The following is a 13830-nucleotide window of genomic DNA, read 5'->3' as shown; positions in this document are numbered from 1 at the left end:
ACTGCCACGCGGCGTCTCATTCCGAGACACCCGGTCCGATGCGCGAGACGATTTCGTCCCAGTACCCGGGCAGCGCCTCCCAGGGGTCGGTCTGGCCATGGCCCGAACGGTCCGTGAAGTAGATCGTGCCCGCGCCCTGCCACCGGGCGATGCGCAGCGCCTCGTCCAAATGTGAGCGAGGCACCCCGTGCACCAGGTGGCAGAACCGCTCGGGCGGATAGTCCGCCGTCCACGCAGCCACCTGTGACCACCGGTAGTTGGCCCACGGCCCGGAGAAGGTCACCAGTTGATCGGCGCTCTCCACATATCCCGCGTAAGGGTGCATTCCATGCGTGAACACCACGTAAGCCCCCTCGCACAGGGCGCGCAGTGTGGTGGCCACACGGCGGATCTCGCCGAGACCGGTGCGCTCGGTGGGGCACCGGTCGAGATAGAACCCGCCAACTTGGTACCACTCCAGATAGCGGTGCGCGTCCGAGAGGAGTTCGCCGAACGGGCGGGTGCCGAACCGCACATCGAGGTGACCGAGGACCCGCACCCGCGCGTCACGCAGCCGAGTCGCCTCCGCAAGGCAGTGCGGATCGGCGCGCGCGCCAGGACCACGCGCCACGTTGAGCACCGCCCAGTGCAGGGGGGTGCGCGGGCGGGCCAGTTCGGCCCACTCCGCGGGAGCCAGCAAAGGATGGGCGTAGCCGGGCACCCCGAAGCCGAGCCGCCCCGCCGCCGCTGTCGCCCGCGGGGAGCCCGTGGACGTCAGATACGACATGCCGCCTCCATCCAGATGTCGGCGAGGGACTCCTCCAGACCGATCCGCGTCCGCCAGCCCAGCCGGTCCCGTGCGGTGCGCACATCCGCCTGTTGCCAACCGCCGCAGCCGTCCGGGTACGCGTACCCGGCGGGGCCCAGGTGCTCGGCCCCGTGGTCGCCCCGCGCGTGCCCTGCGCCGTGCCCCGGGCCATGGCCGCTTCCCGGGCCGCCATGGCCGTGGCCGTGACCCGCCCCGTGGCCCCCACCGAGCGGGCTCACGTGCCCTACGGAGTGCGGGATGCCGGGGGGCTGCGCCGGATGCGGCACGGTACGCAGGGGGTGGGAGATGCCCTCCATGTCGTGCAGCGCACCGCCGAAGCCCGCCACTCTGGACAGCACGGCGGCGGCATCGCGCAGCCGCACCGAGCGGCCGGTGCCGATGTTCACCACGCCCTGTGCAGCCGACAACGATGCTGCGTGCACTGCACGTGCAACGTCCCGTACGTCCACAAAATCGCGCTGGGCGCCGAGCCCGGGAAACTTCAACTCGTTGTCGCCCGCCTGCATGGCGCGCCGCATCGTGTCCGCCAGGCGGCCCAAGGGCGAATGGGGCGGGGTGCCCGGCCCGACCGGCGAGAAGACACGCAGCACGATCGCGTCAAGGCCGGAGCCGAGCACCAACTCCGTCGCGGCCAACTTGCTCACCCCGTACGGGCCGCCCGGGCGGGGGATCGCGTCTTCGGCGATGGAGGACCCCGGCTGCGAAGGCCCGTACTCGGCGGAGCAACCGAGTTGCACCAGCCGCGCGCCGCAGCCGCTGCGCCGCAGCGACTCGCAGATGGTGGCCACGGCCACCGTGTTATGCCGGGTCAGCTCCCGGGCACCGCCTCGGGTGGCGCCCGCACAGTTGATCACCACGCCGGGATGTACGGCGTCCAGGAAGCGGGTCAGCGCTCCGGGACTGCCGGTGGACAGGTCGAAGCGCACGTCGGCGCCGTCGCCCCGGCCGAGCTCAGTGAGCTGCACCGCCGGGTCGGCGAGAAGGTGGTCGGCGACGTATCGCCCGAGGTAGCCACCGGAGCCAAGCAGCAAGACGCGCATCAGCCGCGCCCCCGTTCCGCTGTGCCGCTGGCCTGCGTGACGCAGATGCTGAGGGGCTGAATCGTCCTGACGGGCCAGGCCGGACGGGGCATCTGAGCCACCCGGTCGGCGGGACGGTCAAGGGGAAAGGTGTTCATCTCGCTTGCTCCTTGTGAGGGTTGGGCCGCCGGGAACCACTGTGGGCCCGGGGGCCGGGCTGCGGCGGCGGCTTTCACGGCACGTGCGCCAAGGGCCAACGCGCGCGATGGCTACGGCGCGACGGCGTCGGTGTTACGGGAATACGGCGGGTCCGCGGGATCGCCGCGCCCGCCCGTCCAACGGCGCGGGGCTGCCCGCGCCGGGTCCCCGCGGCACCGCGGTGGAACGGCGTGCGGACTCGGCCGCCGTACGCCTGAGGACGGCATCCCGCGCCGGGGCACGGCGGGGGCCGATGTCATAGGCAACGGCGGGGCGAGGACGCAGGTCGTCGCTCATGCCGATGGTGGTGCCGGAGGTCGGGTCGAAGGTGGGGTCGAAGGTGGCGTCGGCGTAGGGATGGGCGTCGGGGCCAGGGGTGGCGTAGGGGTCAGCGTCGGCGGGATTGGCGGCGGGGTCAGCGTCGGCGTCGGGGTTGGCAGAGTCGCTGGTACGCGAGCGGGACCGGGAGGGACGAGAACCGCGGCTGCAAGGAGAGCCACGACGGGCACGGGCACGGGGCTCGAATACGGGACGGGTGCTCGTGCCGCAGAGGTGGGCGCCGGGGATCGCCGGGCCGGTGTCGTACGTCTGGGGTGCTGGCGCGGTCGGATCGCGATGGCCGATGTCATGCGCGCATGCGCGCGAGAGGGCGCTGCATCCGTAGGCGCACAGCAGGAGCGCACCCACCGCACAGGCCACCGCGGGGACCGTCGCCGGGCCGGTGGCAGCCACCAGACCTGCTACGGGGCGGGCCAGCATCCCGCAGTGTGGCAACCGGGAGGCCAGCACGGTACCCAGCGCGATGGCCTCGATCCCGCCCGCTAGGGCGAGTCCGCCCGCCGCCGCTCGGCGGAACCCGTGCACCGCCAGGAGCCGCGAGACGAAGAACAGCAGGCCAAGCGCTACCGCGGCGAGCGCGGCAGCGAGCCCGAACCCGTGCCGCGGCAGCAGATACCAGACCCCTGCGAGCAGTCCGCCAAGCGCACCCACGAACACCGCGACCGCGGCCACGAACAACGACCTGGCCCGTGCGGCGAACCACTTCACCTCCCGGCTCACCACCAGCCGGCGGCGGGCGCACGCCGCGAACCACCAGGCGCACCACGCCGCGGGCAACAGCGCGAGGCCGAGTGCCACCACGCCGGGCGCAACGTCCTGTCGCACACCGGAGTAGGCGCCGGAGTAGGCGCCGGAGTGTGTGCCGGGATAGGGCGCGTACGGCGCCTGTTCGGTGAGCTGGCCGGGGTCGGGTCCGCCCGCCAACACCTCGGTGAGTAGCCAGGGCCCGAACAGCAGGTACCCGAGCAACCAGCAGCACCACGCCGGCCCCAGACCCGACGTCCGCCGCCGACGCGGCCCCCAGGGGGACCCGCCGCGCACCGCACGGGACAGCGGCGGGCGAAGACCGCTGGACCGCACGACGGATCGAGCAAAGCGTGCGGGCCGAACAGGGCGAGCGGGCCGAGCGGGCCAAGCGGGGCGGACGTGGTTGGCTGGGCGGGCGCTCGCGGGCGTACGGAGCGGCCCGTACCGCAGGCACAGCCAGAGCGCCACGGTCACCAGGGCCGCGCCACCCGCCCCCACACCGCACCGCACCGCGTCCGACGCGCCCGCCACCCGATCCAAGACGGCGAGCGTTGCCAAGCACAGCGCGCCCGGCAACAGGTGCCCCAGCAGAAGCGACACACCACGCCTCCACCGCGTCACCCGCCGACGCCACTGGGGCCCCTGGCCACCGCCGATACCCCGCCCCTGGCCGTGTTGCGCGCCTAGGCACACACCAAGGTGCCGGCCGGCGTACGCGCCGGAGCCCGTACGGGAGTACGCGCCGGCGCCGGGTGACGCGCCAGCGGGCACATCGGTGCCGGACGATGGTCCGGCGGGCGCGCCGAGATGAGCGCCGTACGCAGCGGGGTCCACAACGGCGTCCGCGCGGGCACTGGTGTCACGGGGCGCGCCGGGCGCACCGGGTGTGGTGCCGCACCAGCCGAGTCCACCGGCCACGGGCCACCGCGCCTCGTCGTCCGTCAGCGCGCCCTCCCGGGGCGCCCTGGCGTACAGCTCCTCGGCGAGCGCGAACACATCGCGGTGCCGGTACCGGGCGGCGGCGCGGTCGCTGAACCCTCGTTCCTCAAGCCCGGCCGCGATCTCCAGTGGGTCGACAGCGTGTTCACACAGATCGCGGTACTGATGCAACACCTTCCGTACCGGATCGGCGTATCCCCGATGCGTTACCTCCGAACGCCCTCGCGGAGCGGCCGAGCGTGCGGCCGGAGCGCTGTCCGCGACGGGGCGTGCTCCGGCGAAAGCGCCGGCGCCGGGACCGGCACCGCCACCGCCACCGGCGGCTTCGGCTTCGGCTTCGGCTTCGGCTTCGGTCAAGCGGTGCGGGGCGGTGGCCGCGACTCCGGTCAAGCTGGAGGGGCGGCGCTCGCCCTGTGCCGGGCTCAGGAAGTGGGGTGCGCTGTCGGGCGTCGTCATGCGTCGTCCTCCTCTCGCTTTCTCGACCGGCCGCAGGCCGCCTCACCCGCTTCGGTCGGCGCGGCGCGCTCGGCCGCCCCGTCGAGGGCGGGGGAACCTGCGCTGTGCGAAGCCGGGGCACCAGGGCGGGCTGCCCACCGGGGCGCGGGCCGGCCAGGCGCGGCGCTGGGCGTCGCGCGATGCGGAAGCCGTGCCGGAGCGTCCGCTGCCGTCCAACGGCCCGGCACCTGGGCCTCCGCCGGGTGGGTGAACGGCAACGGACTGCCCTCCGCGCTTCCGCCCCCTGCCACCCGGCGCACGGGGGCGTGCGCCATCAGCTCCAGATAGCTCCCCCGGTAGGCGGTGACGTTCTGCTCAACGGTGAAGAGTTCCAACGCGCGGGCGCGGGCAGCAGCGCCTAGGCGCTCTCGACGCTCGGGGTCGCGCAACAGCGTGAGACACGCCGCCGCGAGCGCCCGGGGGTTACGCGGCGGCACCATCACGCCGGTACCACCGACGACCTCACCGACCGCACCCACATCTGTGGACACCGTGGCCCGACCACAGAACATCGCCTCCACCAACCCGACCGGGAACCCCTCGGCCACGCTCGATCGCACCACCACACTGCTCCCTGCGTACGCCTCCTGAAGGTTCGGCACCTCCAGATCGCCCAACACCTCGAAGGAGACGGGGTTGTCGCCCACCGCGTGGGCGTGCGCCGCCTCATCGGGGAAGAGTTGGGCGGCAACTGCCGCACAGTGCGCTCGATACGCTGCCGCCCCGGCCTCGGTGCCATCGCCCCCGGCCACCACGGTGCCGCCGCCGACGAATCGGCCCGCACCAGTTCGCCACCGGCCACCGCCCCCGCGCCCCCAACGCGCCGCGCCCTTCCGTCCTTCGCGCACCATGCCGCCCCGCACCATGCCGCCCCACACCGCGGCCGTATCTACCGTGGCCCCGGGCGCCACTGCCGCGAGCGTCGTGCCACCCGCTGCGGGCCCGAACGCTGTGGCTCCGTGGGCCGCGGCTCCGTACGCCGCGGCTCCGTACGCCATGGCCATCGGCGGTGCGCTGCCGAGCAGGGCAGCCGCGTCGATCGGGTAGGTGCCGGCGGCGGTCTCGTCCGGGCCGGCGGGCGGACCGGTGTCCACGATCCGCAACCGGCTGCCCGGCTCGGCCCGGTGTACCTGTGCGAACGCGTGCAACAGCGAGAGGAGGTCCCTGCTGGGCTCGACACGGCCGACCCACAGCAGCGTCCGGCCGTCGTCGGCGCCCGCCGCGCCACCCTCCCCCGCGTCGGCGAACCGGCTGACGTCCAGCCCCGGATACACGGTCCGCACCCGCGCGGGGTCGGCACCGCAGCGCTCCTGCCAGCGGCGGGTGTGCGCATGGCCCGGCGTGATGAGTGCGGCTTGGGCGTACACCTCCGCGGCCAACTGCCGGTGGAACGAGGCGATCAGGGCGCGTACGGGAGCAGAGTGGGGGGCGCGTTCTGGTGGGCACGCCGGGTTGGTCGCGGACGCGCCGGAGTGGGCGAGGTAGTGCTCGCGTAGCCGCGTGCCGTGTTCGGTGACCAACAGTGGCGTGCCGAAGAAGCGCTTGGCCAGCAGCCCTGGGAGTGCGGCGGGCCCACCGGACGTGGCGTGGCACAGGTCCACGCCGGCGAGACCGCGCTCCGCGGCCTCGCCGCACGCATCGCCGTGGTCGGGGAGGCCGGGGCGGTCAATGCAGCCGGTAGCGCCGTTGTGGGGACGCGCGCCGGCCCGGCCGCCGTCGCCATCGCCGTACCAGTCCAGGGACAGCGGGCGCAGCGCAGACTCCAGATATCGGGTGACGGCCAGCAGCTCGGTGACGGTCGCCCGCTGTACGTCGCCCATCGCGCCCGGCGCATGGCAGGCCGCCTCCAACAGCCGCAGCGCCTGTTCGGAGCGCAGCGCGGTGGACAACCCCCCGTAATTGCGCGCCAGTTCGGCTAATCCGTAAAGCCCATCGGTGAAGGTGCGCGACGGCACGGCGTACGCACCACTGGCCCGCGCCACGGACGTACGCAAGGGGTTAAATCCACGGGACCCATCCGCGCCTTCGTCCAAGCCTTCGTCCGCACCCGAGCCCTCACCCGCGCCTCTGTCCGAGCCCCGGCCCGCCTCCGTACTGGTACCGGTACCCCCAACCGTCCCCACACCCTCATGCGTCACCGCCCCCTCGCCGCCACTCGCCGCGAGGTCCCTCCCGTCCGGGCAGTTCGGGCCGCGTGGAGCGTTCTGCCCCACAGTGGCGAAACGGTCCGCCAGGCGCGCGGAGCGCTCGCGTGACGGACCCACGCCACCCCGCCCGCTAGAGAGCCCGGCCGACCAGCCCAGGTTTCCAGCAGGAGCACCCCGACGCATATCGCCCGCCGATTCGGCCTCCTGCGCAGCCGGGGCCGCTCCGGTGCCCGCTGGGACACTCGAATGGATGCCCGCCATCGCGGCAGCGCCCGAACAGCCTTTCGTCGTATCCGTTCCGCGTGCGGCTGGGGCTTGGGCATCGCCGTCGCGTGCCGTTTCGCCGGTTGAAGCGGCCCCGGCCTGGTCGGTGTCCGTCTCGTCGTCCGGTGAGCCGATGGTCGCCGCGCTGATAGCCCGCGCAAAGTGACCGAAGTGTTCGGCGAACCGGGCGCGTTCCCGACGCCGGTAGGGGCGTGCCGCGCCGTGCATCGACTCGTACGGGAGATCTCCCCACAGCGGAGCGGTGCGGACGCGTCGCACCTGGTCCGGTAGCGGCACCCAGCCGGCGGCCTCCTGCTCGGCACTGCGGCTCAGCGCACAGACCTCGAACTCATGCTGGCCAAGGCCGCGTACGAGCCGGTCGCACCACGTGCTCGCCGCACCGTTCGCGTACGGATATCCACCCTCGGTCAGCAGTCCCACGCGCACGTTCACACCCCGATCTCCCTGGTAGGCAACCGCCGTGAGGCAGCGGCAGCACGCTATGCGGGGGGCCGGGTGGCGCGATGGACGGTTGTCCATCGCGCCACCAGAAGGGGTGAATGGCCGTAACTTTTCCTGGCAGCCGCCGTTGCGACACGCTATGCGGCGGCTTCGGCCCCTCCCAGTAGCGGCACCGCGGCCAACAGAGCGCGGGTGTAGGGGTGTTGCGGATCGTCGTACACCGCGTCCGTCTCGCCCTCTTCTACGATCCGGCCGTCGCGCATCACCGCGACCCGGTCGCTGACCTGCCGGACGACGGCGAGGTCATGGGCGATGAACACCAGGGCGAGCCCCAGTTCCCGCTGCAACTCACCGAGGAGTCGCACGATGTGCGCCTGCGTGGTGACATCGAGCGCGGAGACGGGCTCGTCACAGACGATGAGCCGGGGCTCAGGGGCCAGCGCCCGCGCGATGCCGACCCGCTGCCGTTGGCCACCGCTGAACTCGTGCGGGTAGCGGTGGTACCAGTCGGGTTCCAGGCCGACCCGTTCCAGCAGCTCACGCACTCGGGCGACGATCCGCGGGGCGGGCAGCACGCCCGCGGCGCGCAGCGGATCGGCGATGGACTCGCCGATGCTGCGACGCGGGTTCAGGGACGACACCGGGTCCTGGAAGACCATCTGCAACTCGCTGCGGAACGGCCGCAACTGCCGCTCGCGCAGCCGACCGATCTCCCGCCCCTGGTAGCGCAGTTCGCCACCGGACGGTTCCAGGAGTCGGACGATCATCCTGCCGAGCGTCGTCTTACCGCTGCCGGACTCGCCAACGATGCCCAGCGTCTCGCCGGAGTGCAGTGTCAGTGACACATCGTCCACGGCGACCACGCGGGGCCCCCGCTTGCCGAACTCCCGGCGCAGCCCGACCGCTTCCAGGAGCGGCTTTCCGCCCGCCGGCTCTCCCGAGCCCACCACCACACCCGCATCACGCACCCCATGCAGCTTGCGCACCCCATCCGGCCTATCCAGCCCGTCCGGCCCGTCCGGCCCGTCCGGCCTGCCCACCTCGTTCGCCCCGCTCGCCCTGCTCACCCCGTTCGCCCCGTTCGCCCCGTTCGCCCGCCGCGCATCGACCCGCGGCACCGCCGCGAGCAGGGTGCGGGTATAGGGCTCGCGCGGCGCGCTCAGCACCGTACGAACCGGACCGCGCTCCACCGCGCGCCCCTCCCGCATCACCAGCAGTTCATCGACGTTGGACGCGGCCACGCCCAGATCGTGCGTGACCAAGATGAGCCCCATCCCCGTCTCCGCGCGCAACTCGGCGAGCAGCCCGAGGATCTGGGCCTGCACGGTCACATCGAGCGCCGTGGTGGGTTCGTCAGCCACTAGCAGTTGGGGTTCGCAGGACAGCGCCATGGCAATCAGCGCCCGCTGCCGCATGCCGCCGCTGAACTCGTGCGGCCGAGCGCGCGAGCGCCGCGCCGCATCCGGGATGCCGACCCGGTCGAGCACCTCGACGGCGCGCGCCCGCGCGGCGCGCCGGGACGCGCTCCGGTGGTGCACCCGGTACACCTCGGTGATCTGATCACCGATCGCCAGATAGGGATCGAGCGACGACAGCGGGTCTTGGAACACCATGGCCGCGACCCCGCCGCGTATCCGACGCAACTCCGCATCACTTGCGGTGAGTACGTCACTTCCGCCGACCCGCACCGCGCCGGTTACCTGGGCCCCGGTGCCGCGGTGCAACCCGAGCAGGGCGAACGCCGCGGTGCTCTTGCCGGACCCGGACTCCCCGACGATGCCGAGGGCGTTCCCCGCCTCAAGGGTGAAGGACAGCCTGTCCACGGCTCGCACCAGACCGCGACCCGCCGTGCCCGCCCTCGCCGCGCCCGCGTGCCCCGGCGCAGGTGGAGCATCGGGGCCATCGCCGGACTCCCGCGCGCCCCCCGCCGGGGACAGCGCGCTGCCACCCACCACCGGAAAGCCGACGCTCAACTCCGCGACCTCCACGAGCGGGCGTATGGACCGCTGATCGCTCATGTCAGGGTCACCCTTCGGTCGGTTGCGGCGTAGAGAAGGTCCGCGATGATGTTGGCAATGACGACGGCCGCGCCGGTGACCAGCACGACGCCGACCACGACCGGTAGGTCGATGTCCCGCACCGCGTGCACCATGAGTTGGCCGAGGCCCGGCAGTCCGAACAGCGTCTCGGTGAGCATTGCGCTGCCGAAGATCGACCCGAGGTCGAGCGCGCTGAGCGCGATCACCGGCGGCAGCGCGCCACGCAGCGCGTGCCGCCCCACGATGGCGCGCTCGGAGACCCCATACGCACGAAAGGTGCGGATGTGGTCGTCGGCCAGCGTCTCCAGGACGGAGCTTCGGGTCAGCCGCGCATATTTGGCCGCCTCGATCAGCGCGAGTGCGATCCACGGCAGCAGCATGTTCCACGCCCACTGCTCGGGGCTCTCGGTCAGTGGCACGTACGACGGGAAAGGCAACCACTGTAGTTGCGCGCAAAAGACCATGAGCAGCAGCAGCCCGATGATGAACACGGGCGTCGCCGTCCCGGCCAGTGTGAACCAGGTCAGCACTCGCTCGGTGGTCCCCCCGCGGCGTAGCGCCGAGAGCAATCCGGTGCCGATGCCAAGAACCAGCCACAGCACCATGGCGCCGAAGCCGAGCGATGCTGTGACGGGCAGGCGCTGTGAGATCAGCTCGGTGACCTGCTGGTCGTTTTGGTACGACAGGCCGAAGCAGGGCGCGTTGCAGTGCAGTACGCCGGTGCCGGTCGAGTAGTCGTGGCCTGCGAACAGGCCCTGGAGGAAGTGCCAGTAGCGCGTGTACAGCGGGTCATCCAACTGGAGCTGGTCGCGCACCTGCGCGATTTGCGCGGGGTTGCAGCGCGGCCCGCAGGCCAGCTTGGCGGGGTCACCTGGTACGGCGTAGAAGACCGCGTACACGACGACGGACAGCACGAACAGCACCAGGACCGCGCCGGCCGCCCGGCGCAGCACATAGGAGGTCATGCCGGGTCTCCCTTCCGGCTCGTACGGGTCCGGCGGGTGCGGCGGGTGCGCTCCCTGCCGACGCCGAGGCGGGACGCCTCGCGCGGGTCGAGCGCCGTGCGCAAGGCGTCGCCGAGCACCGTGAAGGCCAGCACCGTGAGGAACAGCAGACCGGCCGGGAGCAGCACATAGGCCGGGTCGGCCCGGAACCAGGTCGTCGCCGACGAGAGCATCTGCCCCCAAGACGCCGTGGGTGGCCGAATTCCGACGCCGAGGAAGGACAGGCCCGCCTCGGCCACGATGTTGGTCGGCAGCAAGATCGCCACGTAGGTGATCACGGGTGCGGCGAGCGAGGGCAGCAGTTCACGGCGGGCGACCCGAAAGGGTCCTGAGCCGCCGAGACGCGCCGCAGCCACGAAGTCGAGCTTCTTCAACGACAGCGTCTGAGCCCGTACGATCCGGGCCGTGCCGCCCCAGCCGAGCAGCGCGATGACGAGGATGAGCAGCAGCGGACGGGGGAAGTCGCCGGGCACCACGGCGGTCAGCGCGATGGCGAAGGCCAGCGTGGGCAGCGCGATGAACACGTCGCTGAGATGGCCGAGCAGGCCATCGAGCAGGCGGTTGCCGAGCCCGGCCGCGATGCCGATGCTCACGCCGATGAGCACCTGGAGCACGGTGGCGCCGATGGCGACGAGGAGCGAGACCCTGGCCCCGTAGACGAGGCGGATGAACAGGTCGCGCCCGGTGCCCGGTTCGACACCGAGCCAGTGTTCACCGCTGATGCCGCCGTACGAGCCGGTCGGCACGCCGCCACGGGCCGAGTCGATCAGGTCGTCGTGGTACGCGTTGGGGTCCTGACCGATGAGCACGGACAGCAGGGGCGCGGCGAGCGCGAGCAACAGGAGCAGCCCGAGCCCGGCACCCGCCACGGCGGCGGCCCTGCGGGCCCGCAGCCGCCACCACACCTGGCGGGCGCCCGAGGCGGGGGCCGGGACCCCCGCCTGGGCCGCGGCTAGCACTTCGGTGCTCATGAGGCCACCCAGCGACCGGCACGCACCCCGCGCGCCCGCGCCCCGGACATCCGCACCCCGCGCGCCCGCGCCCCGGGCATCCGCATACCGCGCATCCGCACCCCGCGCGTTGGCGCATCAGCCGGCGGCGGGGCAGGCGCCGTAGCGCCCCCCGCCGGCCGGGCGCTAGCCGCTGGCCGCGCGTCGGCCACCGGCACCACTCGTATCGCTGAGAGCACGTACATCACCGGACTGCGACCTGCGAGACGTCCAGCACGCCGGTCCAGTCGCTGATCACCACGTTCTTGACGTCCGCGCCGTACAGCCGCTTGTACACCGGGTGGAACAGCGGGACGGTCAGCGCCTGTTCGCCGATCTTCTTGTCCAGCGCGCCCCATCGCTTGGCCGCGGCGTCGAGGTCGGTCAGCTTGTTGATGGCGTCGATCTCGTCGTTGACGGCCTTGTCGTTGAGCTGGGCGGCGTTGTAGTTGGAACCGTCCTTGACGATCTGGCGGCCGTCGAAGATCGGCGCCAGGAACGGTCCGCCAGCGGGCCAGTCGGCGCCCCAGTGCGAGAGGAAGAGGCCGGGCGCTTGCTGCACGCTCTTGGTCTTCTCGCTGTAGTCGTTGTCCTCAAGCCCCTGCAACCGCACGGTGATCCCCGCCTTCTTCAGACCTTCCTGAAGGGCAGTGGCGACTTCGGGGCTGGTCTCGAAGTTCCTGGCAGTGGAGTGGGTGAGGGTGATTTTCAACCCGTCCTGGTAGCCCGCTTTCTTCAGCAGTTCCCTGGCCTTGTCCGGATTGCCGGTCTTGCCCGCGGGGAAGTGGTCGTAGGGCGTGTACCCGAAGTATTTCCGCTCGGGCAGGAAGGTGGTGGCGGGCTCCGCGAGCGAGGAGCCGCCCGCCGCGTTGACCACGCTGGTGCGGTTGATGGCGTAACTGATGGCTTGCCGCACCTTGGGGTTGTCGAAGGGCTTCACCTTCGGGTTGAACGCCAGGTAGTTGACGTACCCGAAGTGCCCGGTGCCGACCCGGTCCGCGAGCTTCTTGTCCCCGCTGACCTGCGCGAGTTCGGCGGGCCCGAGGTTGGTGTCGGTGGTCACGGCGGCGGCGTCGGGGCCAGTGCCTGTGGACAGGCGCTGGTTGATGACGGCCGAGTCGAGTCCGGACCTCACATCGACGGTGTCGGGGTAGGCGTGCCGCTCCGCGTCGGTCTTGTCCGACCAGTGCGCATTGCGCTCAAGGAGCAGCCGCTCGCCGTCACCGGAGTTCTTGACGACCTTGTACGGGCCGGAGGAGATCGGGTGCTTCTCGTACCCGGTCCCGGTGTCCTTCGCCTTGGGCACCGGGGCGAACTGCGTCCCGGTCGCCAGGTAGGGGAAGTCGCCCTCGGGCTTGCGCAGGTGGAAGACGATGGTCTTCTCGTCGGGCGTCTCGATCGAGTCGAGGCCCTTCTTCTCCTTGTACGGGCCCTCGTACGAGTCTCCGCCGACCAGCCAGTCCCGCAGGTACGGGGCGCCGCCGGACAGTTCGGCCGCGAACGAACGCTCGATGCCGTACTTGATGTCCGCGGTGGTGATCTTCGAGCCGTCCTCGTACTTCAGGTCGTCCTTGAGCGTGTACGTCCACACCGTGGCGTTCTTGCTCGGCTTGCCGATATCGGTGGCAAGGTCGGGCACGACCTTGGCGCCCGCCGGGCCGTTCTCGCGGTTACGGGTGGTCAGGGTGCGAAAGACAAGGCCGGGCACGTTGCCGCCACCCGAGGTGTACAACCGCGCCGGGTCGAAGTCCGACTGGGGCTGGGAGTTGAGGACGGTCAGCGTGCCGCCCTCGCGCGGCGCATCGCCGCTTCCGCCCTTTGAGCCACTGCTGTCACTGTCCTCCGGCCCGCAGGCGGCCACGCCACCGAGCAGAACGACGCTGACGGCCGCCGCGGCCACGCGGCGGGATATGAGGGGCAGTTGACGCATGACGAAAAACGCCTTTCGCAGCAGGGAGCATCCACGTGCAGGCGGCTGCGGGCTCGGTCTCACGACAGGCCGCAGGCCGCCCCGGGCGGATACGGAAAGTTAAGAAACGGCGGTGAAGCCGTGGAACGCGCGGCACAGCGCACGAGCGGGAGGTGCCGGCCCTGGGCCCAGGCTGGGCGGGGAACCGGGGAGGTCGGTCCTATCGACAGCGAACGTCGGCGACAGCGTGTCCGGCCACGCCGAGCAGCGCCAGCTCGAAGCTGACGATCTCGGTGGCAGGACGGCGCGACATGCGCAGAAGACTGGACGATTTTTCGCCCACTAGCAAAGATGTCTCACATAAGGAGACAGTAAGTACCGACATGCGGACACCGGCTACCACTGGCAACACCGCAGCCGACCGGGCCCACACCATCACATGTCCGCCGCCGAAACCCCTGGTGACAAGGG

General features: G+C 71.8%; 10 protein-coding genes. All 10 read right to left on the bottom strand.

Features of this window, described 5'->3' with window-relative positions:
- Positions 1–16: 16 nt before the first annotated feature.
- The 10 genes from FHS42_RS18520 to FHS42_RS38670 all read right to left on the bottom strand — a co-directional run bounded on the left by FHS42_RS18520 (position 17) and on the right by FHS42_RS38670 (position 13672).
- Positions 17–766, bottom strand: coding sequence for a spherulation-specific family 4 protein (locus FHS42_RS18520; RefSeq protein WP_184573360.1), 750 nt, complete (start codon positions 764–766; stop codon positions 17–19).
- On the bottom strand, positions 754–1848 hold the full coding sequence (locus tag FHS42_RS18515) for an SDR family oxidoreductase (RefSeq protein ID WP_184573359.1): 1095 nt from the start codon (positions 1846–1848) through the stop codon (positions 754–756). The genes FHS42_RS18520 and FHS42_RS18515 overlap by 13 nt, the downstream gene beginning before the upstream one ends.
- Entirely contained in the window at positions 1848–1985 is a 138-nt protein-coding gene (locus FHS42_RS18510; RefSeq protein WP_184573358.1) for a hypothetical protein, read from the bottom strand. The genes FHS42_RS18515 and FHS42_RS18510 overlap by 1 nt, the downstream gene beginning before the upstream one ends.
- A 133-nt stretch (positions 1986–2118) precedes the next feature.
- The gene (locus tag FHS42_RS39135) at positions 2119–4506 is read right to left on the bottom strand and encodes a hypothetical protein (RefSeq protein ID WP_184573606.1); all 2388 of its coding nucleotides are present in this window, start codon (positions 4504–4506) and stop codon (positions 2119–2121) included.
- The gene (locus tag FHS42_RS37240) at positions 4503–7403 is read right to left on the bottom strand and encodes a DUF3492 domain-containing protein (protein WP_312866946.1); all 2901 of its coding nucleotides are present in this window, start codon (positions 7401–7403) and stop codon (positions 4503–4505) included. The genes FHS42_RS39135 and FHS42_RS37240 overlap by 4 nt, the downstream gene beginning before the upstream one ends.
- 152 nt (positions 7404–7555) lie before the next feature.
- A complete protein-coding gene (locus tag FHS42_RS18485) occupies positions 7556–9436 on the bottom strand; it encodes a dipeptide ABC transporter ATP-binding protein (protein WP_221476645.1) in 1881 nt (626 codons plus the stop codon).
- Positions 9433–10422, bottom strand: coding sequence for an ABC transporter permease (locus tag FHS42_RS18480; protein ID WP_184573357.1), 990 nt, complete (start codon positions 10420–10422; stop codon positions 9433–9435). Before FHS42_RS18480 ends, FHS42_RS18485 begins: the two co-directional genes overlap by 4 nt.
- Positions 10419–11432 carry an ABC transporter permease gene (locus FHS42_RS18475; protein WP_184573356.1) on the bottom strand — a complete coding sequence of 338 codons (1014 nt, stop codon included), beginning with the start codon at positions 11430–11432 and terminating at the stop codon, positions 10419–10421. Before FHS42_RS18475 ends, FHS42_RS18480 begins: the two co-directional genes overlap by 4 nt.
- A 223-nt stretch (positions 11433–11655) precedes the next feature.
- Positions 11656–13380: an ABC transporter substrate-binding protein gene (locus tag FHS42_RS18470; RefSeq protein ID WP_184573355.1), complete on the bottom strand. Its 1725-nt coding sequence runs from the start codon at positions 13378–13380 to the stop codon at positions 11656–11658.
- Positions 13381–13579: 199 nt separating this feature from the next.
- Complete coding sequence (locus tag FHS42_RS38670; RefSeq protein WP_312866938.1) at positions 13580–13672, bottom strand: Ms4533A family Cys-rich leader peptide; 93 nt, start codon at positions 13670–13672, stop codon at positions 13580–13582.
- Positions 13673–13830 lie beyond the last annotated feature (158 nt).

The sequence above is a fragment of the Streptomyces zagrosensis genome (genome assembly GCF_014203645.1).
GTDB lineage: Bacteria > Actinomycetota > Actinomycetes > Streptomycetales > Streptomycetaceae > Streptomyces > Streptomyces zagrosensis.
Note: the sequence above shows the minus strand (reverse complement) of the source record. Positions and strands in the feature narration are given on the sequence as shown.